This window comes from Pseudomonas sp. R4-84, assembly GCF_054130985.1.
Genome location: NZ_CP096390.1, coordinates 3,178,683 through 3,204,781 on the forward strand (window position 1 = coordinate 3,178,683; position 26,099 = coordinate 3,204,781).

A 26,099-nucleotide genomic window follows, 5' to 3' on the forward strand; every position below is an offset into this window, starting at 1 on the left:
GGTAGATACTTGCAACGGCGGCCATCGTCCAATAACAAGATCGCCGTGAAGCCCCTTCGCGGGATTCACGCCTGATGGAGCATTTCATGACCCTGCATAGCGCGCAGCCTATCCCGAGCGAACTGGCAGCCTTCGTCAACGATCATTTTTCCGGACGCGGCCTGAAGCCCGATGGCGTCATCGCCCAGTCCTGGTACCGCAGCGTCGTGGAGCACCGGCTCGACCCTGGCGCGGCGAGCCGCAAGAACATCCTCAGCGCCGAGGACATCCGGCGTCATCAGGAACAGCACCAGCAATATCTTTCCATCGCCAGCCAAGGCGTCAGCGGTCTGGCCCGGCGCGTGGTGCCCGCCGGTTTTGCCGTGCTGCTGAGCGACGAGCGCGGCATTACCCTGGATTCCCGACTGCCCGACCAGCACGACATCTATACGCAGTCCGGGCTGGTGGTGGGTGCGCAGTGGGAGGAATCGGTGGTGGGGACCAATGGCATCGGCACCACGCTGGCAGCCGCGCAGCCGTTGATCATTCATCGGGAGGAGCATTTCCTGGCGTCCAATTTCAGCCTGAGCTGTTCGGTGGCGCCCATTTTCGATGCCCAAGGCCTGTTGCGCGGTTGCCTCAATGCGACCTGCATGAACAGCGCAGGCCCCCGGGAAAGCCAATACCTGACGCTGCAACTGGTGATCATGTATGCGCGTCTGATCGAGAACGCACATTTTCGCCAGAGCTACCGCGACCGCTTGACCTTGTCCCTCAAGCCCCTGGATGAAATCGCCGACCTGGCCAACGAGCAATTGCTGGCGCTCGATGAAAACGGCCGCGTCATCGGGGCCAACCGTGCGGCATTTGTCGCCCTGGAGCTGGCTCAGGGGCCGCGGTTGCTGGGCACGCCCATCGATCGCCTGCTTCCCACCACAATGGACGAATTGCTGAAACTCACCAATGGCGGCGCCCAGGGCGTGCGTTTGCGTGGCCTTCGCGATGAAGCGCTGCTGGAGGTCGGCCTGCGGATTCCATCCCAACAGCACCGCCCGCGCCCCATCGCCCGCCCTGCCCTTGACGCTCACCCGGAGCTGCAACAACTTGCCGGCCTCGACCCTCAACTGCAACAGAGCGTGCGGCGGGTGCGCAAGGTGATCGACAAAGGCATCCCTATTTTGATTACCGGCGAAACCGGCACCGGCAAGGAAGCTTTCGCCCGAGCCATCCACCAGGCCAGCCATCGTCGCGCAGGACCTTTCGTTGCGCTCAATTGCGCGGCGATCCCGGAGACGCTGATCGAAAGCGAACTGTTCGGCTATCGCGCCGGCAGTTTTACCGGCGCCAACCGAAAAGGCATGAAGGGCAAGTTGGAGCTGGCGAACGGCGGCACGCTGTTTCTCGATGAGATTGGCGACATGCCCGCCCATTTGCAAACCCGCTTGCTGAGGGTACTGGCGGAGCGGGAAATCGCGCCGCTGGGGGCTGAAGTGCCGGTGACGCTGGACGTCCAGGTCATCTCGGCGACTCACCAGGACCTGCCCACGATGATCGGCGAGAAGCGCTTTCGCGAAGATTTGTTCTATCGCCTCGCCGGCATGAACCTGGCGCTGCCCGCCTTGCGCGAACGCAGTGATCGCGCCGCGCTGATCGATCAATTACTCGCGACTCAGGACGAAACTCGCGAGCTACGGCTGAACGCGGACGCCCGCCAATGCCTGCTCGACTATCAGTGGCCTGGCAATATCCGCCAATTACTCAACGCCCTGCGTTACGCGGTAGCCCTGGCCGAAGACGGGGTCATCGACTTGGACTGCTTGCCCAGCGAAGTGCTGGCGCCACGGCGGCTGTCATTGCCCAACAACACCACACCGTTGTCCGGCAAGCTGGGCGAACAGTTGGGCGACGAAGAGGCCCGCCGCTTGCTGGCGACCTTGCGTCAGCATCGTTGGAACATCAGCGCCGCCGCTACCGAACTGGGCATCTCTCGCTCCACGCTGTACCGCAAGATGAAAAAGCACGGCGTCGTCGCGCCCAACGACCAGTTCTGATATGCCCATGAAAATGCCGGCGCCCTTGCGGGTGCCGGCATTTTTTGCCGTCCGATCAGACCTGGATGTAAACCACATGGGTATGGGTGTATTCATACAAGCCGTGCTTGCCGTCCGCGCCGCCAATACCAGACTTGCGCGCCCCCGCATGGAAGCCCTGCATCGCTTCGAAGTTTTCTCGATTGATGTAGGTCTCACCGAAATCGAGCTCATGGCTGGCGCGCATGGCCGCGCTCAGGCTGCGGGTGTAGATCGATGAAGTCAGGCCGTATTCGCTGTCATTGGCCAGGGCAATGGCTTCGTCCAGGTCGTCGACAATCTGGATCGGCAGTACCGGGCCGAAGATCTCCTGGCGCATGATCGCCATCTCGCCGCCGCACCCGGCCAGCACCGTCGGCTGATAGTGAAAACCCTGGCCCTTGTCGGCCACCGCGCCGCCCGTGACCACTTCGGCCCCCTCTCCCTTCGCGACCGTGACCATTCGCGCAACCTTGTCCAGGGCCGCCTGGTTGATCAGCGGCCCCATGTCCAGATTGTCCTCGGCCAGCGGGTCGCCGTAGCGGGTCGCGGCCATCGAGGCAGCAATCTGCTCGATGAACCGATCGGCGACCTTGCGCTCGACGTACACCCGTTCGGCGCAATTGCAGACTTGCCCTGTGTTGATCACCCGCGAAGCCGTGATGGCCTTGACCGCGAGGTCCAGGTCGGCGTCCGCCAGCACGATAGCCGGCGCCTTGCCACCGAGCTCCAGGTTGAGTTTGGTGATGTTTGGCGCTGCCGCCGCCATGATTCGCGAGCCGGTGCCGACGCTGCCGGTGAAGCTGATCAAGTCGATGCCGGCATGACGGGTCAAGTCATGCCCCACGGTCGCCCCCGTGCCGCTGACAACGTTGAACACACCGGCCGGCAGGTCGGTCTCAGCCACCAGGCGAGCAAACTCGAAGCAATTGATGGGGGTTTCTTCGCTGGGCTTGATCACGATGGTATTGCCGGTCACCAGCGCCGGGGCCATTTTGCGAGCAATCAGGAAGAACGGGAAATTCCACGGCAGAATCCCGGCCACTACGCCCAGGGGCTTGCGCAGCAGGAAGATGCTTTCGCCGGCACGGTCGCTGGTCAGCACCTCTCCCTCAAGGCGCCGCGCCCACTCGGCCATGTAGTCCAGGTAATCGGCGGTGAAGTTGACTTCCACCCGCGCCAATCCCAGCACTTTGCCCTGCTCGGCGGTGATGATATGGGCGAGGCGTTCGGCGTTGTCGCGCACTTTCGTGGCGATTTTTCGCAAGTAACCGGCGCGCTCGATGGCCGGACGAGCTGCCCAGCTTTTTTGCGCCTTGCGCGCTGCGGCAATGGCCGCTTCGACTTGCTCGCCACTGGCTTCGGGGACCCGTGCGAGCAAACGGCCGTTGGCCGGGTTGCGCACTTCGATGCTTGGGTCGCTGGGAACAAAAGCGTTGGCGATGAAGTTCTGGTAATCGGTGATCTCGGTCATGTGCTTGCTCTCGCGTCAGGGTCGAAACAATGCGGGGGCGCTCATTTGGCGGTGAAGGTCTTCCAGACCCCGCCTTCTTGCTGCAGGTCGTGGGCGCGCTTGATCAGGTATTGGTGGATCTGCTCCACCTGTTCCGGCGTGAAGGCGTCGGCAAAGGACGGCATGCCGTCCGGCACTCGGCCGCCGTAGAGAATGCCGAGGAACATCTGGTGCTTTTCCGCCGTCAGCTTGCGCAGGTCCGGCAGCACACCGCCGCTGACCGCGTGGATGCCGTGGCACTGAGAACAGTAGCCGTCGTACAGCTTGCCGCCGGCCTCCACTGCCGCCAGGTCGCCGGTCAGGGGTGGCGGTTTCGGGGCGTCGGCGAGCGGCGCCGGCTCGTTGAGTTTCGCGGTGCCGCCCAATTTATAGGTCAACACCTGGGAGAACGGCCGAACCCCGGCGCGTAGGGACAAGGCTCCGGCGAATGTCGAGAAGGCACCGCCCCAACCGGCCATGAACGTCACGTACTGTTCACCGTCCACGCTGTAGGTAATCGGCGCCGCCATCACACCGCTGGCCGCCGGCTGCTCCCAGAGTTTCTTGCCGCTGTCGGCAGCGTAGGCGATCACACGGCCGTCGGCGCTGCCCTCGAACACCAGGTTGCCGGCGGTACTCAAAGTGCCGCCGTTGAAGATCGTCACATAGGGCACTTCCCAGGCCGGTTGCTGCTTGACCGGGTCCCAGGCAATCAGTTTGCCTGACCAGCCCTTGGCCATTTCCAACAGCCCATCGGCGTCCTCCGGCATCATCCCGGTACGCAGGCCCAGTTGATACATACTCTTGAACGGGTTGCGCTTCGGCGCCTCGGGGATGTGCTCGTAATAGGCGGACATGATGTGCGCGGGGATATACACAAGCCCGGTGTTCGGGTTGTAGGACATCGGCTGCCAGTCATGGGCGCCCCAGAACGCCGGCGTGACCAGTTTACGTTTGCCGTCCTTCCAGTACGCGGCATTCTCGTCATCGACGATGGGCCGGCCCGTCTTCATGTCCATGCCCTTGGTCCAGCTCTGGGGCACGATGCCCTTGGCGGACAGCAGCTCACCCGTGGCGCGGTCGATCACGTAGAAAAAACCGTTCTTCGGCGCTTGCATCAGCACCTTGCGCGGCTTTCCGTCGATCGGCAGCTCCGCAAGGATCATGTGCTGGGTAGCGGTGTAGTCCCAGGCGTCACCCGGCGTGGTCTGGTAGTGCCAGGCGTATTCCCCCGTATCGGCATTGACCGCGACGATGGACGACAGGAACAGATTGTCGCCCTTGGCCTGGCTCCGCCATTTCGGGTCCCACAACGAACCATTGCCCACGCCGATGTACAGCAGGTTCAGATCCGGGTCGAACGCAAACGAGTCCCAGGCCGTGCCGCCACCGCCTTGGGCCACATAGGCGTCGCCGTGCCAGGTCTTGGCGGCGATTTCCATGGCCTTGTCTTCGGGCGGCAGCTTGGGGTCACCCGGCACCGTGAAGAAGCGCCAGGCCTGCTTGCCGGTCTCGGCGTCATAGGCGGTGACATAACCGCGTACGCCGAACTCGGCGCCGCCATTGCCGATCACCACTTTGCCGTTGACCACGCGCGGCGCACCGGTGATGGTGTAGCTGCGCGAGTGATCGGCACGGGTGTCCACCGACCACGCCCGCTGGCCGGTCTTGGCGTCGATGGCCTCCAGGCGACCATCGAGCACGCCCACGTAAACCTTGCCCTTCCACACCGCGACGCCCCGGTTGACCGCATCGCAACAGGCCTCGCCGGCGCGGTTGCGGTCGGACTTGGGGTCGTACTTCCAGATCAAACTGCCGTCGCGGGCGTCCAGGGCGTAGACCACCGAGAACGGGCCGGTGGTGTACATCACGCCGTCGACCACGATAGGCGTGGCCTCGACACCGCGATCCAGGTCCAGCTTGTAGCTCCAGGCGAGCCCCAACTGGTCGACGTTCTGGTCGCTGATCTTGTTCAACGGGCTGTAGCGTTGTTCGTCGTAGGTGCGACCGGTGCTCATCCAGTTACCGGGCTCCTGGTCGGCGGCAATGATGCGCTTGCCGTCGACATTCGCCGGCATGTCCTGGGCCCAGCTCGGAGCAGTATTGAGGGTAAGCGCCAGCACGACATATAGCGCCTTGAGGGGAGCGCGAAGGGGCGCGTTCCGAGAAGCAGTAGGCACGGCGAGGCCAATCTGTGTCATGGGAGGACTCCTGATTCTTATTAGTAGCGAAGCCATTGCGCTGCGCACTCAGGCAGGAGCAACCCCCATGCCACCGTCGGGAAATGCTCTGCAAGCCCCGTTCTACGGGGGCTGCGCTTGGTGTGGCGGGTTGCGAAGACGTGCGACAGTTGTCGCATTCACCGTGACAGCTGTGCCAGACGTGCGCCAGGTTGCACACGATTCGTGAAGAAAGCGGTCACACGCTGTGCCTTAGCACCTTGGCGCGAGGGGCCTAGAATAAAAGCCACCATCAGCAGGAGAGCCAAGCGATGTTCGCCTCATTTGAATCGGGCCGATGCCAAGTCAACGGCATTACCGTCAACTACCGCAAAGGTGGGAGCGGCCAAGGTCTGCTCTTGCTCCACGGGCATCCCCAGACCCACGTCATGTGGCACAAAGTCGCCGAACCCCTGGCGGAGCATTTCACCGTGATCGCGGCGGATCTTCGCGGCTACGGTGACAGCGACAAACCGGCAGGCGACGCAGAACACGTCGCCTACTCCAAGCGGCAAATGGCCCTGGACGGGCTCGAGCTCATGCGCGCGCTGGGGTTCGTTAAGTTTGACGTATTGGCGCATGACCGAGGCGCACGCGTGGCCCATCGCATGGCGATGGATCACCCGGATGCAGTGAAGCGCTTGATCACGCTGGACATCGCTCCGACATTGGCGATGTACGAGCAAACCAACGAAGCGTTTGCCCGCGCCTATTGGCACTGGTTTTTCCTGATTCGCCCGGCCCCGTTTCCCGAAACGCTCATCGAGGCCGATCCGGAGCTCTATCTGCGCAGCGTCATGGGCACTCGCAGCGCTGGCATGGCGCCTTTCACTGATTCAGCATTGGCCGAATACCTGCGCTGCCTGTCACTCCCTGGCGCAGCTCATGGTGTTTGTGAAGACTACCGGGCAAGCGCCAGCATCGATCTGGAGCACGACAAGAGCGACCGACAAGCCGGCCGAAAACTCTCAGTGCCATTGTTGGCCCTGTGGGGAGCGGACGGCGTCGTGGGCCGTTGCTTCGATCCGCTGGGGGAATGGCAAAAAGTCGCGACCGATGTGCGAGGGAAAGCGCTACCGTCGGGGCATTACATAGCGGAAGAAGCGCCGAAGCTTTTGCTGGACGAGGTGCTTGGATTTTTGCTCCCTTCGATCCCCCGAGGCCGGTAATTTACAGGCGGCAACCGTTCCTACAACGCCTGCCGGCAAATTCCTGGACACTGGGGCCCAATCCATCATCACCTTGCCTGTGCATTCCGCCCTGGACGCCGTCGGCTTGACCGCAGCCTTCGCAACGGCGTTGGGAAATGCGGGCATCAGTTGCAACGTCATCGCGGCTTACTACCACGACCACTTCGTGGGGCGGGAAGATGAAAAGCCATCCATTAGCGCTCCCGCCAGCCACTGCCTCTACACCCACCCCTCAAGCCGCAACGTGGCGCGCACCAGGCGTTGTTCTTCGTTTTCGATTTCCTTGAGGTTTTCGCAAATGCTCTGGATGTGGGCGATGGCCGCCTTGCGTGCCTGCTCCGGCAGGCGTCCGGTCACGGCGTTGTAGAGCCGGGCGTGTTGGCGGTCGATCTGGCGCTTCTGCGGTTCGCGGTGGTAGAGGTTGTTGACCGAGGCAAACACTGAGCTGAGCAGCAAGTCCGTCAGCGAACGCAAGGTCTGCACCAGCACCGGGTTATGTGAGGCCTCGCAGATCGCCAAGTGAAACGCATGGTCGAGCCGGGCGTGGACGCTGGCTTCCAGGGGGCGGCTATGGGCGTCGAGCATGGCCTCGTAGCTGCGGGTAATCAGTACGAAGTCAGCCTCGGTCCCGCGCAGGGCCGCCAAGCGCGCCGATTCGCCCTCAAGCAGGCTGCGCACTTCAAACAAGTCGTAGAGTGTGCGTGGCTGCGAGCTGAACAGGTGCATCAGCGGCGACGCCAAGCCATGCCCAGCCAGGTCGGCCACGAAGGACCCCTTGCCCTGCTCGGTCTTGATGATTCCGCGGGCGCGCAACAGCTTCAAGCCCTCGCGAAGCGCAGTCCGGGAGACGCCGAGTTTTTCTGTCAACCGGCGCTCCGAAGGCAACAATTGCCCGGTCTTGAGTACGCCATCGACAATCAGGCGTTCGATGCGCTCACAGACGACGTCGGCGACCTGCGGGTTGCGGCTCGTTTCCACGCTTTCCATCGAATCTCCCACTGGTATGACCAGATTCAGACCAATGTAATCGTCCGTTCGGACATGCTGATAAGCCATTGCCCTATAAGGCTTTTACCCTATAGCCCATGAGAACCCGCCCAAAGAACTGGTTCGACCAGCTGAACACCCCATAGACAGTAGAACGCGTCGGCCTAATGATGCAAGTCAGCCGTATCGGAACAGACCTCTAATAAAAACAACCGAGTGTCGCCTACGAACGATGAATATTCTCTACGACGAACGCGTCGACGGCGCCCTGCCTGACGTCGACAAAAACGCGCTGCTGCAGGCCTTGCAAACCCAGTTGCCCGACCTGGAAATCCTGCATCAGCGCGAGGAGCTCAAGCCGTACGAATGCGACGGACTCTCCGCTTACCGCACCACGCCCATGCTGGTGGTGCTGCCGCGCCACATCGAAGAGGTCCAGGGCGTGCTGCGGCTCTGTCATGAGCGCAAGGTCCCCGTCGTTGCCCGTGGCGCCGGCACTGGTTTGTCCGGCGGTGCGCTGCCGCTGGAAAAAGGCGTTTTGCTGATAATGGCGCGCTTCAACAACATCCTGCACATCGACCCTGCCGCCCGCACCGCACGGGTCCAGCCGGGGGTGCGTAATCTGGCGATTTCCCAGGCGGCCGCGCCGTTCGGCTTGTACTACGCGCCGGACCCCTCCTCCCAGATCGCCTGCTCGATCGGTGGCAATGTCGCGGAGAACGCCGGTGGCGTGCATTGCCTCAAGTACGGGCTGACCGTCCACAACCTGTTGAAGGTGGACATTCTCACCGTCGACGGCGAACACCTGACGTTAGGGTCGCAAACCCTCGACTCACCCGGGTTCGATCTGCTGGCGTTGTTCACCGGTTCCGAAGGCATGCTCGGGGTGATCACCGAGGTCACAGTCAAACTGCTGCCCAAACCGCAAACGGCCAAAGTCCTGCTGGCGGCCTTCGACTCGGTTGAAAAGGCCGGCCGCGCCGTGGGCGACATCATTGCCGCCGGCATCATCCCGGGCGGCCTGGAAATGATGGACAACCTGGCCATCCGCGCCGCCGAGGACTTCATTCACGCCGGCTATCCGGTAGACGCCCAAGCCATCCTGTTGTGTGAGCTCGACGGCGTGGAGGCCGACGTCCACGACGACTGCGATCGCGTGCGCCAGGTATTGCAGCAGGCCGGCGCCACCGAAGTGCGCCAGGCTCGCGACGAGGCCGAGCGCGTGCGTTTCTGGGCTGGACGCAAGAATGCGTTTCCTGCGGTGGGACGCCTCTCGCCGGATTACTACTGCATGGACGGGACCATACCGCGCCGGGAACTGCCCGGAGTGCTTCGCGCCATCGCGGCGTTATCGGCCGAACATGGCCTGCGGGTGGCCAACGTTTTTCACGCGGGCGACGGCAACATGCATCCGCTGATCCTCTTCGATGCCAATCAACCGGGTGAGCTCGATCGCGCCGAAGCCCTGGGCGGCAAGATCCTCGAACTGTGCGTAAAAGTCGGTGGCAGCATCACCGGGGAACACGGCGTGGGCCGGGAAAAGATCAACCAGATGTGCGCGCAGTTCAACAGCGACGAATTGACCGTGTTCCACGCCGTCAAAGCCGCATTCGATCCGAGCGGCCTGCTCAACCCTGGCAAGAACATTCCAACGCTGCATCGCTGCGCCGAGTTTGGCGCCATGCACGTCCACATGGGTCAGGTGCCCTTCCCTGAACTGGAGCGTTTCTGATGGGCAGCGAACATGATTTCGACGACAGCGCAGCGCTGCTGCAGCAGGTCAACCAGGCGCTGGAAAGCGCCACCGCGCTGCGCATCCAAGGCTCCAACAGCAAAGCGTCACTTGGACGCAGCGTCGCCGGTGAGGTCCTCGACACGCGCTCGCACCGAGGCATCGTCAGCTACGATCCGACGGAACTGGTGATCACCGTTCGCTGCGGTACGCCACTGGCTCATCTTTGCGAGGTGCTGGACGCGGCGCAGCAAATGCTGCCTTGCGAACCGCCCTCCTTCGGCGAGAACGCCACCGTGGGCGGCATGATTGCCTGCGGGCTCTCAGGGCCCCGGCGCCCCTGGTCTGGGTCGGTGCGCGACTTCATTCTCGGCACACGGGTCATCACCGGTCACGGTAAACACCTGCGCTTCGGTGGCGAAGTCATGAAAAACGTCGCCGGCTACGATCTGTCGCGCTTGATGGCCGGCAGCTACGGCGCGCTGGGCGTGGTGACCGAAGTGTCCCTCAAGGTCCTGCCAAAACCGCGGCAAACGTTGAGCATCAGCCTGGAAATGGACGCCGCCCGGGCTTTGTTGCGCCTCGCGGAATGGGGCCAGCAACCACTGCCCATCAGCGCGGCGTGCCACGATGGCGAGCGCCTGCACCTGCGGCTCGAAGGTGGCGAAGGCTCGGTCGCCGCGGCCCGCGACCGTCTGGGCGGCGAGTGGCTGGACTCTTCGTACTGGCAGGATCTGAATGAACACCGGTTGAGCTTCTTCGATGAGGACCGCCCCCTTTGGCGCCTCGCCGTGCCCAATGGCACGCCTCGACTGCCCTTGCCGGGCGTTCAGTTGATCGATTGGGGCGGCGCCCAGCGCTGGCTCAAATCCGCTGCCGAAGCGCCCTTTATCCGCTCGCTCGTCGAACAAGCCGGAGGGCATGCCACCTGCTACACGCCTGGCGTGACCGACACCCCCTTCCAGCCGCTGCCCGACGCGCTGATGCGCTACCACCGGAACTTGAAGCAACAACTCGACCCGCGTGGCATCTTCAACCCCGGTCGCCTGTACGCGGAGCTCTGAACCATGCAGACCAACTTGAGCGACAACGCCCGCCAACTGCCTCGCGCCGAAGAAGCCGAACGGATTCTGCGAAGTTGCGTGCACTGCGGCTTTTGCAATGCCACCTGCCCGACCTACCAATTGCTGGGCGATGAACTGGACGGCCCGAGGGGGCGCATCTACCTGATCAAGCAGGTGCTCGAAGGCAACGAAGTGACCCGCAAGACCCAGGAACACCTTGACCGTTGCCTGTCATGCCGCAACTGCGAAACCACCTGCCCCTCTGGCGTCGATTATCACAATTTGCTGGACATCGGTCGGGCGGTGGTGGATGCGGCAGTCCCGCGCTCACCCGGCCAACGGCTGTTGCGCGAGGGATTGCGCGGCGTGCTGCCCAATCCAGGATTGTTCAAAGGGCTGGTGAGCAGTGGCCAGGTTTTCCGTGCCGTGCTGCCCAATGCACTGCAAGCCAAACTGCCTCGCAACACTCATCGGGCAAAGCCACGACCGACCCTGCGCCATGATCGGCAAGTGCTCATGCTCGAAGGCTGCGTGCAACCGAGCCTGTCGCCCAATACCAATGCCGCCGCCGCCCGGGTACTGGACCGGCTGGGAATCAGTGTCACCCCGATTCGCGAGGCCGGCTGCTGCGGTGCGCTGGATTACCACCTGGATGCCCAGGCCGCCGGCCTCGATCGAGCCCGACGTAACATCGACGCGTGGTGGCCGGCCGTCGAAAGCGGTGCCGAGGCCATTGTGCAAACCGCCAGCGGCTGCGGCGCCTTCGTCAAGGATTACGGGCATCTGCTCAGCACCGACCCAGCGTATGCCGACAAGGCCGCAAGGGTCAGTGCGTTGTCCAAGGACCTGGTCGAAGTACTGCGTGACGAGCCACTGGACAAGCTCGGCGTACACAGCGATCAGCGCCTGGCCTTCCACTGCCCCTGCACCTTGCAGCACGCGCAAAGGCTTGGGGGAGCGGTTGAAGCCATCCTCGAGAAGCTCGGATTCAACCTCACGCCGGTGCCCGACAGTCACTTGTGCTGCGGCTCGGCGGGCACCTATTCGCTGACCCAACCTGCACTGTCCCGGCAACTGCGGGACAACAAGCTCAATGCGCTGGAAAGCGGACACCCCGAGATCATCGCCACCGCCAATATCGGCTGCCAGTCCCACCTCGACGGTGCTGGCCGAACCTCGGTCCGGCACTGGATAGAATTGGTCGAAGCCGCGATGCCTTGACCGAGCACTGGGATTCAACAGGCGTCGCGGCCCGCTTGTATTCAACCCCCGGTCACACTGCAGCAGCCGCAACCACCCTGGAACGCCAGGCAAAAGCCAGCACCATCAGCAACCCCAGGGCCGCCATCGCTGCTCCGGCCAGGGAGATCGCCGGATAACCCAACCCCGCGTTGATCACCGCGCCTCCCAGCGCCGCGCCAATCGCGTTGCCCAGGTTGAAGGCACCGATGTTTACCGCAGACGCCAGGTTAGGCGCGTCCTTGGCGGCTTCCATCACGCGCATCTGCAAAGGCGGCACCAAGGCAAAGCTGGCGATACCCCAGATCAGGATGGCTACCGCGGCCGGCAGCGGCCAGCGCATCAGCACGGTAAACGCCAGCAGGACAACAATCAGTATGCTCAGCGATACGATCAGCGTGCGGTCTATCGAGCGATCGGCGGCCTTGCCGCCCCACATATTGCCCAACGTCAGCCCGACACCGAACAACACCAACATCGCGGTGATGAAAGAGGTGCGAGCATGGGTCTCGCTGCTCAGGATCGGGGCGATATAGGTGAAGACGGTGAACATCGCACCTGAACCGACAACGGTCAGGGCCAATGCCCCCAACACCGGGCCACGGCCCAGCACCCGGATTTCCGCCAACACACCGATGCTTTGCGGCGTCGGCACGTTGGGCAGGGCGAACCACAGCGCGGCCATCGCCGCCATGCCCAGGCCAGTAATGCCCCAGAATGCCGTGCGCCAGCCGAACAGTTCGCCAAACCAGGCGGCCAGCGGCACACCGCCGATGGTTGCCAGGGTCAGGCCCATGAACATGGCCGCGACCGCTCCGGCACGTTTCTGCGGCGCGACCACGCTGGCAGCGACAATAGAGCCAACGCCAAAGAACGCTCCGTGATTCAGTGAGGTGACCACCCGGGCGATCATGAGGCTGTAGTAGTCGGTCGCCAGCGCTGACATCAGGTTTCCGAGGGTGAAAATCGCCATGAGCCCGATCAGCAGATAACGTCGGGGAATCCTGCCGGTGGTCAGGGTCATCAACGGCGCGCCGAGCAGTACGCCGAGGGCGTAAGCACTGACCAGCAGGCCGGCGGAGGGAATGGAAACGCCAAGATCCGCAGCGATGCCCGGCAACATGCCCATCGGCGCGAACTCGGTAACGCCGATGCCAAAGGCACCAATGGCGAGTGCAACAAGCGGTGGATTGATACGCATGGAAGTCTCCTCATCTATGTCGCAAATGCTACGATGCGGACTTTCAAGGCGGTAGATAGCCTTTCTGGCATACACCTTTGCGTGCGGAGCACAAATGGACTTCAACGGCAGATCAGGGGAAATGGCTGTGTTCGCCACGGTGGCGCAGGAAGGCAGCCTGTCGGCCGCCGCGCGCGTATTGGGGCTGACGCCCTCGGCGGTCAGCCGGACCATCGCGCGGACCGAACAGCGTCTGGGCACCCGCCTGCTGTTGCGCACCACGCGGGCGATCACCTTCACGGCCGAAGGCGAGGCTTACCTGCGCGGCGCTCGGCGGATCCTGGCCGACATGGCCGAGGTCGAAGAAGCCGTCGCCGACCAGGGCGTGCCCCGGGGCCGCTTGCGCGTCAGTGCCGCCCTCGGCCATGGGCGGCAAGCCATCGTTCCCTTGGTGGCGGCCTTCAGCGCCCGCTACCCGAACATCGTCGTCGACCTCACCCTCGGCGACGAAGTGGTCGACATCCTCGGCGGCCAGGCCGACGTCGCGGTGCGGTTTGGCCACTTGCCCGACAGCCCACTGACCGCGCGCCGGATCGGCGACACCGGCCAGGTGGTGGTGGCTTCGCCCGCCTATCTAGAGCGCCATGGCACACCCCAGGAACCGGAAGACCTGCTGCAACACAACTGCCTGCGCTTCAATTTCCGTCGCGCCGAACCCAACTGGCCGTTCATCCGCGACGGCGAAGAATTTTCCCTGAAAGTCACCGGCAACATCGAATGCAGCAGCGGCGAGGCGCTGGCACAACTCGCGCGTGTGGGCGCCGGCATCGCCCGTATCGGCGAGTTCACCGTGGCCGAAGATTTGCGACGCGGCGATCTGGTACCGCTACTAGGTGCCTGGAACCCCGGGGACCGGGAACCGATCCACGCAGTTTTTGTTGGCGGGACGGCAATGCCAGCGCGGGTGCGGGTATTCGTCGATTTTCTGCTGGAGCATCATCGACTGTGAGCGTAGCCCGGCGGACCAGGCGGCCTAGCGTCCGAACATTCGCACCAGAACGTCGCCTTCCCCGCCACGCCGCCGATGGATCAGCACCATGGCGACGTGGCCGATGATCAGTAGCAGCAGCAACCAACCCAACCAGCTATGCAGGAGGTTCGCGGGCAACATCATCCATTCGACTTTTTCATCGAAACCCGGCATCAACGGAATGCCCAACGGTGAAAAAGCCCGCCCGGAGCCGTATTGCCGGACCAGTGCGATCAGCGGAATGATGATGACCAGGGCATACATCGCCAGGTGTCCCAGTGTCGCTGCGATGCTCAGGGACGCGGGCCTATGGCCGCGATTGTGCAAGGACCAGCACGCCCGCAGTATCACCAGAAGTATCAATACGAACCCGAGTGTCTTGTGGGTGCCCCACAAAAATTTCTCGACGGCCGTGTCCTCCAGTAGAAGATGGGAAAACGCCGTAGCAAATTGCCACGCAAGCAAGGCGGCCATTGACCAGTGCAGGAAACGACTGACTGTTCCGTAGCGAACATGGCTGTCGTGTAGTTGCCAGTTTGATGAAGTCATCGTGCAAGCCCAGTGAGTGATCAGCCCAATGATAGATCATGCTGTCGGGTGACGAGCCGTCCTACGGCCGTACCCTGCCGCAATCAAGCTGCTAGGCTGTAGCCTCGCGTTCCTGCCTGCACTGCCCCGGCTAGTTTGGCTTCGCAACGGTAGGCACGGTCATCCGAGCAAAGACATACAGCAGCATGCCCACCAGGATGAGTGCCCCGCCGCGCAGCCAAGTGCCCATGTCTTGCTGACTCAGCAATACGAGACAAGACAGGATGGCTAGCACGGGTACCCACGTAGGCGTCTGATAATGCTCTTCTGCGACCTTGTCCTTGCGTAACACCAGCACCGCTATGTTGGTGCTGAGGAAAACGAACAGTAAAAGCAGAACCACGGTTTGCGCCAGGGTAGCCAAGGTCCCCGTGAGCGTCAGTGCGATTGCTACGAGGGTCGTTGCGACAATGGCCGCCCACGGCGTGCGCCGGTGGGGCAGTACCTTTTCCAGGAAGTCTGGCAAGAGGCCTAGATTTGCCATCCCATACGTGAGACGACTGGCCATGATCATGGTCAGCAGCGCCCCGTTGGCCACTGCGATGAGCGCGATGAACGCGAACAGGCGAGGCGGAATATCTAGCCCGGACGCACGGACCACCTCAAGTAACGGCGCCGAGGTCGCGAGCAGTTTCTCCGTGGACAGTACTGACGAGGCTGCGACCCCAACGGCCATGTAAACGACGCCCGCGGTTATCAGCGCCGCAAACAAGGCGCGGGGGTATACCTTGCGGACGTCCTTGATCTCTTCCGCGAGGTTGGCGGAAGTCTCAAAACCCACGAACGAATAGAACGCGAGCAACGCAGCGCCCAGGACGGCGAGCATCGGGCTGACTCCAGGCTTGAATTCCAGCGACCTTGCGAGTTGCGCTTCGCCAGAACTGAAGAAACTCCCCGCCGCGACGATGACCAGGATCAGCCCCGACAGCTCGATCACGGTCATCACCATATTCGCCCCCAGGGATTCCTTGATCCCTCTGGCATTCAACAGCGCGATGACCAACAAGAAAATCAGGGCTGCGACGTGGGCGGGTACTTCAATGAACGCTGCAAGGTAGTCCCCCGCGAAAGCCAGCGAGAGACCGGCAGCGCTTGTCACCGCCGCGGCGAGCATGCAAAAACCGACCAGGAACGATATCAACGGTGACTTGAAAGCCTTTTCGGCAAATACCGACGCTGCGCCCGCGTGAGGGTATTTCGAGACCAGTTCGGCATACGAACCCGCCGTCAGCATTGCGAACAATAACGCGATCAACAACGGCACCCAGATCGCGCCGCCGACTTCCCCTGCGATGGTACCCGCCAGCGCATAAACGCCAGCGCCCAGCACATCGCCAAGTATGAACAGAAACAGCATCGGCCCCGTGACAGCGCGACGCAAAGAGGTCTTGGATTGGGACGTGTTTACTTTCATTGAAGGCTCTGTCACAGATGTGAATGCGCGAAAGCGTCATGCCTGCGCACAACGTCTGCACCAGTGGAATGAATTCGTAGGGTAAAAGTTCACTAAATCACCCGTGCCCTACTTAGCCCATAGCCAAACGAACGGTTATCCATCCAATGCCAACTAGCCGTGCCGTTTGCTACCCAGCACCAAAGCAACACCCCCCAGCACGGCGACGGATGCCAACACCATCCTTACGCTCAGGCTTTCACCCAGAAATACGATACCCGCCAGCGAAGCCAGGATGGGCACGCTCAACTGCACGGTCGCGGCTTGAAACGCCGCAAGATGACGCACCGCGACATACCAGACCGCGTAGCCGACGCCTGACGCCAGCGCGCCGGAAAGAACCGCATAAAACACACCCAGCGCATCCCAACGCAGTGTTGAGAGAAACGGCAAGCTTGCCACCAGGACCAGGGGAATCGACCTCAGGAAATTGCCGGTTGTGGTCGCCAGCGGATCGGCGACAGTTTTGCCAAGCAGCGAGTAGATTCCCCATGCCAGCCCCGATAACAGCATCGTAAGCGCGCTAGCGGGGTCGGGAGCGGCTGCGCCTGGCAGCAGCAGACTGACCAGGCCAGCCATCGCCAACAAAAACCCAACGATTGCCCGCGTATGCATCCGTTCGCCTTTGAACAAGCCGAACAGAACCATGCTCAGTTGAACCGCGCCAAACAACAACAGCGCCCCCGTCCCGGTCTCCAAATGACGGTACGCGAAGGAAAAAGCAAAGACGTAAACGAACAAGGCTGCGGCGCCCTTCCAACTGCCTTTGGTTAGGGTTGAGGACCGCCTCATGAGGCACATCAGCCCTAACACCGAGGCCCCGCTGACCAGCCGGACAACGCTGAAGCTCGCGGCATCGATATCAGTATGCTTAAGCGCCAGGCGGCACAGCAATGAGTTAGCGGCGAAGGCGAACAGGGCGAAACAGGTCATCGCTACCAATCTGGCCGATGCTGACGAGTTGGACGCCAGTGTGGGGTGTTTGCTTATTGTCATGGTCGATCCCAATGCCCAGGCAGGCTCTTAGAACGTTCGACGCCACCGCGCCCGTTGAAATAGGTTCAACTACGCTGGGCTTATAAACGTCTCTGTACCGATCGGTCAATACAACTATCTTCCTACGCCCCTCGGATGAGCTTCCCCCGTTTGTATCCTTCAACGCGCACGCATGGGTATGATTGCCGCTCAACCGGTTGGAAATGGCCCATGGGAAAAAAGAACGCCGTCGTCGCTGCCGAACCTGCTGAAACCAGCACCAAGGAGCGGATACTGAAAGTCGCTGCGCAATTGTTTTCGACGCGCGGGTTTCACGCGACCGGCATGGCTGAGTTGGAAAAAGCCACCGGCCTGGCTCGAGGCGCGCTGTATTACCACATCGGCAGCAAGGAAGAGCTCCTGTTCGAGATCACCAGCCGGTACTTGCGGGTGCTCATCGCTGAGGGCACGCCTCTGTGCGAGAGTGACCTGCCCGCGGAGGATAAATTTCGCCAGTTCTCGGCCATTGTGATGCGCACGATCGTCACTCACCTGGCCGAGATGACGGTATGTTTCCGGGAGGTGTATTCCGTCATTGGCGAGCGCCAGACCGAGTTGCTCGACCTGCACCGGCAGTATGAAAAGCTCTGGTCGCAAATCCTCAAGGCCGGCGTGAACGAGGGGACCTTCCGTACAGCTGACGCGTTGGCCGTCAAGGCTATCCTTGGCATACACCATTACAGCTACTTGTGGATCAAGCCCGGCGGCCCGCGCTCGCCGGAATCCATCGCGACGTTTTTCTGCGACACCCTCCTGCCCGGACTGAAGGTTGAGCAAGGCGGTTCCCTGTAGGTCGGACTGTTGAAAAGCCCACTGACGGATCAAAAAATGTAGAATCCGCTCGCCAAAAAACCGTTCCTTCGCATCGTTGCTGTGCGCGATGGGCCACGGGCAAATCGCCGGCTTGCGATTGAACGGTTTGGACGGCGGACTGCTTTGCTCTACAGGCCGCGGTGCATATTCAAATCCACTGGGTCATCACGAGGATGACAGCTGGAAGTGCCAGTCCTGCCAGCATGGTCTGGCAAGCGATGATCCCAGCCATAAGGGGGGCATCCCCTCCTAACTGCCTTGCCATGATGTAGGAGGACGAGGCCGTGGGCAGTGCTTGGAACAGAAGTGCTGCAACCGCGGCCTTTCCTTCAAGTCCGAATAGGTGGCACGCCCAAAGTGTCACCAGCGGCATGATTAAAAACTTGGTCAGCGACGAGTAACCAACCGGACGCCACCATTGCCTGATGCTTGCGAACTCAAGCGCAGCACCCACGCAGAGCAATCCGAGCGGTAGTGACATTTGTCCCAAGGCTTTGAGCATCGGCTCAATGCCCACAGGTAATCCCCAGCCCGAGAATTGGATCAATCCGCCGGCGAAGCACGCAAGTATCAGCGGGTTCAGTGCCAACTGTTTGAGGACTTTGCCCAATGGCATCCTGCCGCCTGAGCCGTACTTTGCGAAGACCAATACACACAAAATGTTCACACTGGGCACGATGGCCGCGTTCGCGACCGCGGCCAGGGCTATACCCTGCACACCGAACAAGCCCGCAGCTGCCGACACACCCACGTAATTATTGAAACGTATCCCCCCCTGAAAAACCGAAGTGAACGCAGCATCGTCCGTGGTGATCAGCGATCTGGCGCTCAACAACATTAGCGATACCACAACAGTCGAGAATACGAGCACCGAAACCATGCTTTGAAACGGCACGCCATCAAGGTTGGCGGTCGCCAGTCCGTGAAAGAAAAGAGAAGGCAACAACACGTAATACGCCAAGCGCTCTGCCTGCGCCCAAAAAGTATCCGCCAAAAACTGACGATGCTTGAGCCACGCGCCCAGCACGATCAAAAGCGCGATCGGCAACAAGGCAGTCAGCAAGGAGAGGGTCATGCGCGCGCCTTGATTTTCTGTGCCAACGGTTCGCATTCCGCAATCCGTCGGCTCATCAGCGGCATGTCTACGGTAGGTCTACTGATCATGGCGCCCCCAAAACTTAATGACTGAGGACCACGATAAGAGGTCGAACTCCAAAATAAAAACGTTTTAAACTTCAGCGATCAACAAGTATTACTCATGGTTAATCGGGCAAGACATGGGCTTTCACCGCGTTCGCCAGCGCTGCCGCCAGTCGCGCAAGCGGACGATCTTCGCGCTCCAGCAATACCACACGCCTGGTTTTTTGAGGGATGCCGAACGGTTGAACGGCCAGTGTTTTCAAGCTTATGACTTGATGCCGGGAGAGCGGAACGATCGATACGCCCAACCCGCTTGAGACCATCTTGATAATCGCATCCTGGCTATCCAGCTCCATGCTGGTCTCCACACGCAGCCGCATAGCGCGAAGCTCTCGCTCAATGGTTCGACCTGCCCAGGCGCGACGATCGAATCGAATGAACGGCTGGCTTTTGAGTAGAAGCTTCAAGTCCTCATGCGCGTGTGATACCGGCGCGATGATCCAGAACCCTTCCTCGTAAAGTACCGTGCTTGCCAGGCCGTAAGGGTGTGGCTTTACCGGTTCGGTGGTGATCGCAACGTCAAGCTCGCCCGCCTCTACGCGCGTGGCCAATTCGGCGGACATTCCCGACGCAACAGTGATGCGCAGGTGAGGATGTTCGGCACGCAATGCCGACAGCGCGAGAGGCAGCACGCTCGCCAGCGCTGTATGAATGGCACCGATTCTAAGCCTGCCGCGCAACTCAGTGTCGCCTCCAATCTCGGACGAGATGCCGTCGTATAAGGCTAGAATTTCTCGCGCGCGCTCAACGGCAATATGCCCAGCATCCGTCAGCACCGGCAACCGCCGTGAGCGATCAAACAGGAGTGTATCGAAATCTTCCTCCAATGACCGGACGTGAAGGCTGATCGCTGACTGGGTCAAATGCACGGCGTCCGCGGCCCTAACAAAAGAACCGTATTGGGCAATGGCAAGCAGCGTTCGAAGTGCGCGTAGAGACATAGCCATTAATCCTGCAGATTGATGGCCGAGCTTGTCATAAAGGGATCAAGCATCAAGGGCAGGTTTCGCTGCTATTACCATGATCTCAACCAGCACCTCGGGTCGCGCCAGACTTGCCTGAACAGTGGCCCGTGCAGGAGCGCAGTCGGTTGGAAGCCAAGCATCCCACACTGAGTTCATCGCCGCGAAATCACGATCAATGTCTTTAAGCCAGATCTGTGCGCTCAAAAGCTGGCCCTTGTCGCTGCCCGCCAACGCCAACAAGGCTTCGATTTTGGCCAGCACCTGCTGCGTCTGCTCTTCGATGCCAGCCTGTAGATCAGTAGGTACCTGGCCGGAGAGGTAAAGCAGATCGCCGTGACTAACCACACCGGACATCCGCGCGTTGCTCTGAAAACGTTCAATCGTTGCCATCGGTTTTAATCCATGAACTGGGAATATTAAAGGTCGGGCCGTCAACCAGCCGAACCATACGCTGGGCACCACCAAATGCCAAGGTTATGCCCAGCGCAGCTGGATTGACATCCAAGCGGGCCTTTCATGCCAACGCCTTAGGCCCGGAACAGCCAGGTTTGCGTTTTCACGCCAGCGAGTCAGCCACTCCGATCAGTTGAAAGACCTCCTCTTGCGGGGGCTCGGCGAAGATGATGTTCAAGTCACGGTAACCGGAGTGATCCCCGACCAGGCTCAACTCGAATCGAGCCCCTGATGCGTCGGCTTCGTAGCTCTTCAAGTAAGTCAGGTTCTTGGCTTGATTGACAACCACATCCAAGGTGCCGTTGTACCCATTGCCGAGTCGGGTAAAGCCCAAGGCGGACACATCGATCGTGTCTTCACCCGTGGTGTAGTCCATCAGGCGGTCAGTGTGGTTTTCGGTGGCGGTACGGTAGCTGTCGCTCAGCAGGTCGAAGCGGAACACGTCGTTGTTGCCGCCACCGACCAATTGGTCCCGGCCTTCTGCGCCAATCAATACGTCATTGCCTAACGCTCCATAGAGGCGATCATCGCCCGCGTGCCCTTCGATGATTTCGCCTCGGGCGTTGCCTTGTAAACGATCGTCCCCTTCGGTGCCCACCAACCTGGCTTGCTGGAACAGGACGTTGGTTTCATCCAGCGTTTGGCCCAGATTACCCTCGAAGACGACTTCGAAGCGTTCCCCATCCGCGTTGGCCTCGAAACTCTTGAGGTAGGTCCGCGTCCCGCTTTCATTGACGCGTATCGCCAGCGTTCCGTCATAGCCATTGCCCAGCCCGAGAAAGCCCAGGGATGAGAGATCGAGGGTATCGGTGCTGGGGTCGAAGTCGGTGATTCGGTCGCTATGGGCGGTGGTTGCGGTTCGGTAACTGTCTGCGATTGACTCGTAACGGAACGTATCGGCACCGGCCCCGCCCGTCAGCAGGTCACGACCTTCCTGGCCATCGAGCAGATCGTTACCGGCTCCGCCAGAGATCGCATCGTCGAATGACGCGGTACCGGGCAAGAAATCATCATCGCGGCCACCGTCGACGTGGTGATAGCCGTCGTCGGGATTGCCAAAGCTGTGGTCCAGGCTACCGTCGGGGTTCAACTGAACCAGGGAGGCCAGGTAGCCGTCCGCGCTTGTACCTTGGCTTGCGCCAATCAATACCTTGCCGTTGGCCAGCACAATCATGTCGGCGATCGCAAAAGGAGCGTTTTGCGAGCCCCAACTCACCTTACCCTGGTCACCGAAGCTGCTGTCGAGCGAGCCGTCGGCGTTGAGTCGGGTGACGGTCGCCACGCCCCCCGAGGCGCCCGCCAGCAGGATTTTGCCGTCATCCTGGATGACGAGGGCATCCGCATGAACATCCAGGGCCAGGCTGCCCCCGTTCGCGAAGCCGCTATCCAGGGTACCGTCCGGGTTGAGGCGGGTCAGGGTATCTTGCCCTGTGACCAATACTTTCCCGTCTTCCTGCAGCGAAACGTCGATCGTGCCGCCGGGGTGAATGCCGACGGACGCTGGCAGGTGCAAGACCCCTGCCTCTGCGAAAGACGGGATCAAGGCCCCCGTCGCGTCGAAGCGGGCGATATAGATCTCCCCGGAGGGATACCCCGCGCTTGCGAAAAAGCTTCCGTCGCGTTGCACGGAGAACGACGCTTGCTGGCCTAAATTGTCATTCCAATAAAAAGGCACGATCGCGGTGCCGCCATTCCCGAAACTCGTATCCAGGCTGCCGTCCGCCAAGGTGCGACTTACCCCCGATACCCAGGCGCCGCCGACTTGCACGTACTGCGCCACCAGGTAACCGCCTCCCGGCTGCACCGCGGCATTACCGCCGTCCTCGATATCGAGCGACACAGGAAGAAGCGATTTACCGTCTCCACTGAAGCTGCGGTCCAGGCTACCGTCGGCATTGAACCGGACCAGGCTACCGGTGAAGCCCGAGTCCTCTTCGCCTCCCAATCCCAGGCGACTATAAGCGCCCAGCCAGATAGCACCGTCCGGATCGACCGTGATACCTGCGACAGTGTCCGAGCCCCATAAGGTGGTGGCAACCATGCCTGTGTTCCGCGCCGCTGCAGCGGCGGGCGAAATGTCCTGACTCATGTCCATGTCTCCTGTAGCTATTAGGCGCCAAAAACTATAGACATGGGTCAGTCAGGTTGCCACTTTTCATCCCTCAACCGCCTATCAAGGGCATCGGCGAACCGGGCGCTCCCAGTTCCTCTACGCTGATTTCACGCATGCGGAACTTCTGCACCTTACCGCTGACGGTCATCGGAAAATTGTCAACGAACTTGAAGTGGCGTGGCGTCTTGAAATGAGCGATCCGGCCCTTGCAGTAATCGCGCAGCTCTTCAGCGCTTGCCTGGTGTCCCTCGTGCAGCCTGATCCAAGCAACGATCTCTTCCCCATAGACTTTGTCCGGAACACCGATGACCTGAACGTCTGCCACCGAAGGATGGCTGAAGAAGAACTCCTCTATTTCGCGCGGGTAGACGTTCTCGCCCCCTCGAATGATCATGTCCTTATTGCGCCCGATGATCTTCAGATAACCCTCGTCGTCCATGATTGCCAGGTCGCCGGTGTGCATCCAGCCCGCATCGTCGATGGCCTGCGCGGTCGCCTGCGGGTTGTTCCAGTAGCCCAGCATCACGCTGTAGCCGCGAGTACACAGTTCGCCAATCTGACCGCGAGGAACGACCCGGTTCTGTTCGTCGATGACCTTGCTTTCCAAGTGCGGCTGGGTGCGGCCGACACGGGTGACTCGGTGTTCGATATCGTCGTCCGGCCCGGTCTGGGTGGAGACCGGGCTGGTTTCGGTCATGCCGTAGGCGATCTGCATCTCCTTGAGGTGCAGGTCTTCGATCACCCGCTTCATGACTTCGATCGGGCAGGTGGAGCCGGCCATGATGCCCGTTTGCAGATGACTCAAATCCAATGACTGGCGCTGCGGGTGGTCGAGCATCGCGATGAACATGGTCGGCACGCCATACACGCCGGTCGCTTTTTCCTGTGCGGCGGCCCGCAAGGTCTCCAGAGGATCGAACGCCGCACTGGGGTAGATCATTGTCGTTCCGTGGGTGACACAACCCAGGTTACCCATGACCATGCCGAAGCAGTGATACAACGGCACCGGTATTACCAGCCGGTCTTGCTCGCTGAGCTTCAGGCTTTCACCGACCATAAAGCCGTTATTCAGGATGTTGTAATGGCTGAGGGTGGCGCCTTTAGGGAATCCGGTGGTCCCCGAGGTGTACTGGATGTTGACCGGATCGTCGAACTGCAATTGTTCGCCGCGTTCGCGCAATTGCTCCGGAGCCACTCGTTCCGTCAGGTCTCGCAACCCCTCCCATGACAACATACCGGCGGCTGGCGCATCGCCAAGGCTGATCACGCCCCGCAACTCAGGCAACCGGCCACTTTGCAGTGCGCCTACGGCGCAGCGTTGGAGTTCGGGCAGCAGCTCATGAAGCATCGCGTGGTAGTTGGAGGTCTTGAACGAATCGGCACAAATCAGCCAGCAGCACCCCGACTGCTTGAGGGTGTATTCAAGCTCGGTCAGGCGGTAGGCCGGATTGATGTTCACCAACACCGCTCCCACCTTGGCGGTTGCGAATTGGGCAATGCACCATTGCGCGCAGTTCGGCGACCAGATGCCGACCCGTTCACCGGCCTTGAGGCCCAGCGCGAGCAATCCTCGTGCGCAACAGTCCACCTCCTCGGCCAACTGTGCCCAGGTGTAGCGCAGCCCTTGATGCCGTACGACCAACGCTTCGCGATCGCAGAATCGTTCCACCGCTCGGTCGAACGCCGCGCCAATGGTCATCGCCAGCAAGGGTGTGGTTTGCGGTCCACGGGTGTAACTGGGGACACTCATATCTGTTCTCTCTGTACGATCCAAATGTGGTCCGGGGTTTCAACCACGGCGCTTTGTTGAATGGCTTGCCCTCTTTGTTTTTAACGCGTGAATATCTGCGCCGTGGTAATCGCCATATCACCGCCGGGCAATTTGATGTTGCCGATCTGCTTCAAACTGTCGGCGTCGAACACCGCTACGTCGTTGAAGGTACCCGCCAGGTAAATCTTGCTGCCGGCCTTGTTGAACGAAATGCAGTAAAAGGAATGGTCCAGCGTGGCGGCCTGAAGCAGTTTTTTCTGCTTGATGTCGTACTTGGCCAGACGGTTGAGTACACCGAACATCAGGTTCGGGTCCTTGGGCGAACGCATGCCACTGAAATAGATCTCCGTCAGAGGGCCGAAGTCGGTGGTTTCGGTCTTGCCGGTTTTCAGGTCGATGCTGAACAACCCATAGAGGTATTCGGCGGTGGCCGGGTCCTGCTGCTTGTCCTTGAATTTCGCGGCGGTATAGAGCAGCGAAAAATCATGGCGGTACGTTTGCTGGTTCCACACATAAAGCACGTCCGGCGCGCTGTAGTTTTCACGCTTCCAATGACGACTGGGGATCAGCACGTCGAATTTGCCGGTGTTCACGTTGACCTTGTAGACATCCGCTCCCGCCACATACAGCGTGCCATCGTCACCGCTTTGCATGATGGTCAGCTGCCGCGGAGCCGGAAAACTGCGAACAGGTTTGGCGTTCATGCCGGCATCGGTGGCGTACACATCGAGCCGGGGTTGCTGTACTTCGTAACGGTCGTTGAGCATCAACGTCGGGTTGGCGATGGCAAAGAGTTCCTTGCCGTCGTGGCTCACAGTAAAAGCGAACATGGATTTCGCTTTCTCCCCCGGTTTCTGGGTGATGCTGGCGTGAAAGACCTGTTTGCAGCTGTCCAGCTCAACACCGTAAATATCCGCGTAATGGTTGTTCAACACGTAGGCGGTCTTGCGATCCGGCGACAGTTGCACGGTGCCGGGACCGAAGGCGTCCGGCATCTTGCAGGTCTTGAACAGGCTGTCGGTGGCCAGGTCGATCACGTGCAGGTTGTTCGGATAATTGGTGGTCACCATGTACTCGTGACCGCTTTGCAGTGCGGTGTTTTCATCGGCCAGGACATCGAATGAGATAACGCCCAGGACACCGAACGCGGCCAAGCCGCAGGCTTTGATGCATTGCATGCTGGAATCCTTCTTCATGACCGATCACTTGTCTTTAGGAAAAACGGTGCCGAGGTTGCGCCAGTTTTCGTTGGACGCCTGGGCATCCTTGTTCCAGTCCGGATAGGTGCTCATCATGTCCGGCACCTGGGCCGGCCACCAGCAGGGGTCGGAGCAACCATACAGGTCGGCTTCCATCGGCTGGCACAGCGACGACACGCCGCCGAACGCGTCGATTTCCCAACCAGGATCGGTGGTCGAGGCGCAGCCGGCGACGGAGCTCATCGCCACCACTTCTTCGATTCGGTTCTCGGCCGCGGCCTGATCGAGTTTCTGGGCTTTGTTGTTGATTGCCTTGAGATGTTTCATA

At 60.9% G+C, this 26,099-nt stretch carries 21 protein-coding genes and 1 pseudogene; 8 read left to right on the forward strand and 14 right to left on the reverse strand.

What is annotated here, in order from left to right; genetic code table 11:
• Window positions 1-86 precede the first annotated feature (86 nt).
• Window positions 87-2,030, forward strand: coding sequence for a sigma-54-dependent Fis family transcriptional regulator (locus M1D68_RS14240; protein WP_457967247.1), 1,944 nt, complete (start codon window positions 87-89; stop codon window positions 2,028-2,030).
• A gap of 55 nt (window positions 2,031-2,085) precedes the next feature.
• Here M1D68_RS14240 and aldA read toward each other — a convergent pair whose 3' ends face one another.
• Complete coding sequence (aldA, locus tag M1D68_RS14245; protein ID WP_457967249.1) at window positions 2,086-3,522, reverse strand: aldehyde dehydrogenase; 1,437 nt, start codon at window positions 3,520-3,522, stop codon at window positions 2,086-2,088.
• Window positions 3,523-3,563: 41 nt separating this feature from the next.
• On the reverse strand, window positions 3,564-5,741 hold the full coding sequence (locus M1D68_RS14250; protein WP_457967251.1) for a PQQ-dependent dehydrogenase, methanol/ethanol family: 2,178 nt from the start codon (window positions 5,739-5,741) through the stop codon (window positions 3,564-3,566).
• Window positions 5,742-6,031: 290 nt separating this feature from the next.
• Here M1D68_RS14250 and M1D68_RS14255 point away from each other — a divergent pair, with 290 nt between their 5' ends.
• Together M1D68_RS14255 and M1D68_RS14260 are read left to right on the forward strand one after the other, a co-directional pair.
• Window positions 6,032-6,928, forward strand: coding sequence for an alpha/beta fold hydrolase (locus tag M1D68_RS14255; RefSeq protein WP_434606133.1), 897 nt, complete (start codon window positions 6,032-6,034; stop codon window positions 6,926-6,928).
• Between the two features lie 67 nt (window positions 6,929-6,995).
• Window positions 6,996-7,130, forward strand: a pseudogene (locus M1D68_RS14260) (ACT domain-containing protein); the annotation flags it as partial.
• Between the two features lie 38 nt (window positions 7,131-7,168).
• On the opposite strand, the gene glcC reads toward M1D68_RS14260, so the two are convergent.
• Window positions 7,169-7,936 carry a transcriptional regulator GlcC gene (gene glcC / locus M1D68_RS14265; RefSeq protein ID WP_434606135.1) on the reverse strand — a complete coding sequence of 256 codons (768 nt, stop codon included), beginning with the start codon at window positions 7,934-7,936 and terminating at the stop codon, window positions 7,169-7,171.
• 232 nt (window positions 7,937-8,168) lie between these two features.
• Here glcC and glcD point away from each other — a divergent pair, with 232 nt between their 5' ends.
• The 3 genes from glcD to glcF are packed head-to-tail and all read left to right on the forward strand — an operon-like array spanning window position 8,169 to window position 11,953.
• Window positions 8,169-9,668, forward strand: a complete 1,500-nt coding sequence (gene glcD, locus M1D68_RS14270; protein WP_457967253.1) for a glycolate oxidase subunit GlcD — start codon at window positions 8,169-8,171, stop codon at window positions 9,666-9,668.
• Entirely contained in the window at window positions 9,668-10,732 is a 1,065-nt protein-coding gene (gene glcE, locus M1D68_RS14275; protein WP_434559271.1) for a glycolate oxidase subunit GlcE, read from the forward strand. Before glcD ends, glcE begins: the two co-directional genes overlap by 1 nt.
• Window positions 10,733-10,735: 3 nt before the next feature.
• Window positions 10,736-11,953, forward strand: coding sequence for a glycolate oxidase subunit GlcF (gene glcF, locus M1D68_RS14280; protein ID WP_420763642.1), 1,218 nt, complete (start codon window positions 10,736-10,738; stop codon window positions 11,951-11,953).
• A 52-nt stretch (window positions 11,954-12,005) separates the two neighbouring features.
• On the opposite strand, the gene M1D68_RS14285 is transcribed toward glcF, so the two are convergent.
• Window positions 12,006-13,172, reverse strand: coding sequence for an MFS transporter (locus M1D68_RS14285; RefSeq protein ID WP_457967256.1), 1,167 nt, complete (start codon window positions 13,170-13,172; stop codon window positions 12,006-12,008).
• Between the two features lie 94 nt (window positions 13,173-13,266).
• On the opposite strand from M1D68_RS14285, the gene M1D68_RS14290 reads away from it, so the two are divergent.
• Window positions 13,267-14,160, forward strand: coding sequence for a LysR family transcriptional regulator (locus tag M1D68_RS14290; protein WP_420763640.1), 894 nt, complete (start codon window positions 13,267-13,269; stop codon window positions 14,158-14,160).
• A gap of 24 nt (window positions 14,161-14,184) precedes the next feature.
• Here M1D68_RS14290 and M1D68_RS14295 read toward each other — a convergent pair whose 3' ends face one another.
• The 3 genes from M1D68_RS14295 to M1D68_RS14305 form a co-directional block, all read right to left on the reverse strand.
• A complete protein-coding gene (locus tag M1D68_RS14295) occupies window positions 14,185-14,730 on the reverse strand; it encodes a cytochrome b (RefSeq protein ID WP_420763639.1) in 546 nt (181 codons plus the stop codon).
• A 130-nt stretch (window positions 14,731-14,860) separates the two neighbouring features.
• A complete protein-coding gene (locus M1D68_RS14300) occupies window positions 14,861-16,183 on the reverse strand; it encodes an APC family permease (RefSeq protein WP_434559279.1) in 1,323 nt (440 codons plus the stop codon).
• A 153-nt stretch (window positions 16,184-16,336) separates the two neighbouring features.
• The gene (locus tag M1D68_RS14305) at window positions 16,337-17,155 is read right to left on the reverse strand and encodes a DMT family transporter (RefSeq protein WP_457967259.1); all 819 of its coding nucleotides are present in this window, start codon (window positions 17,153-17,155) and stop codon (window positions 16,337-16,339) included.
• Window positions 17,156-17,353: 198 nt separating this feature from the next.
• On the opposite strand from M1D68_RS14305, the gene M1D68_RS14310 reads away from it, so the two are divergent.
• Entirely contained in the window at window positions 17,354-18,049 is a 696-nt protein-coding gene (locus tag M1D68_RS14310; protein ID WP_457967261.1) for a TetR/AcrR family transcriptional regulator, read from the forward strand.
• A 169-nt stretch (window positions 18,050-18,218) separates the two neighbouring features.
• On the opposite strand, the gene M1D68_RS14315 is transcribed toward M1D68_RS14310, so the two are convergent.
• The 7 genes from M1D68_RS14315 to qhpC form a co-directional block, all read right to left on the reverse strand.
• Entirely contained in the window at window positions 18,219-19,145 is a 927-nt protein-coding gene (locus M1D68_RS14315; RefSeq protein ID WP_434611594.1) for an AEC family transporter, read from the reverse strand.
• Between the two features lie 187 nt (window positions 19,146-19,332).
• Window positions 19,333-20,211, reverse strand: coding sequence for a LysR substrate-binding domain-containing protein (locus M1D68_RS14320; RefSeq protein ID WP_457967263.1), 879 nt, complete (start codon window positions 20,209-20,211; stop codon window positions 19,333-19,335).
• 45 nt (window positions 20,212-20,256) lie between these two features.
• Window positions 20,257-20,625, reverse strand: a complete 369-nt coding sequence (locus M1D68_RS14325; protein WP_434559289.1) for a RidA family protein — start codon at window positions 20,623-20,625, stop codon at window positions 20,257-20,259.
• Between the two features lie 166 nt (window positions 20,626-20,791).
• Window positions 20,792-22,777 (reverse strand): M10 family metallopeptidase C-terminal domain-containing protein, encoded by a 1,986-nt coding sequence (locus tag M1D68_RS14330; protein WP_457967265.1) that lies wholly within the window; start codon window positions 22,775-22,777, stop codon window positions 20,792-20,794.
• 73 nt (window positions 22,778-22,850) lie between these two features.
• The gene (locus tag M1D68_RS14335; RefSeq protein ID WP_457967267.1) at window positions 22,851-24,551 is read right to left on the reverse strand and encodes an AMP-binding protein; all 1,701 of its coding nucleotides are present in this window, start codon (window positions 24,549-24,551) and stop codon (window positions 22,851-22,853) included.
• 80 nt (window positions 24,552-24,631) lie between these two features.
• On the reverse strand, window positions 24,632-25,750 hold the full coding sequence (gene peaD, locus M1D68_RS14340) for a quinohemoprotein amine dehydrogenase subunit beta (protein ID WP_457967269.1): 1,119 nt from the start codon (window positions 25,748-25,750) through the stop codon (window positions 24,632-24,634).
• Between the two features lie 24 nt (window positions 25,751-25,774).
• Window positions 25,775-26,098, reverse strand: a complete 324-nt coding sequence (gene qhpC, locus M1D68_RS14345; RefSeq protein WP_007933151.1) for a quinohemoprotein amine dehydrogenase subunit gamma — start codon at window positions 26,096-26,098, stop codon at window positions 25,775-25,777.
• Window position 26,099 lies beyond the last annotated feature (1 nt).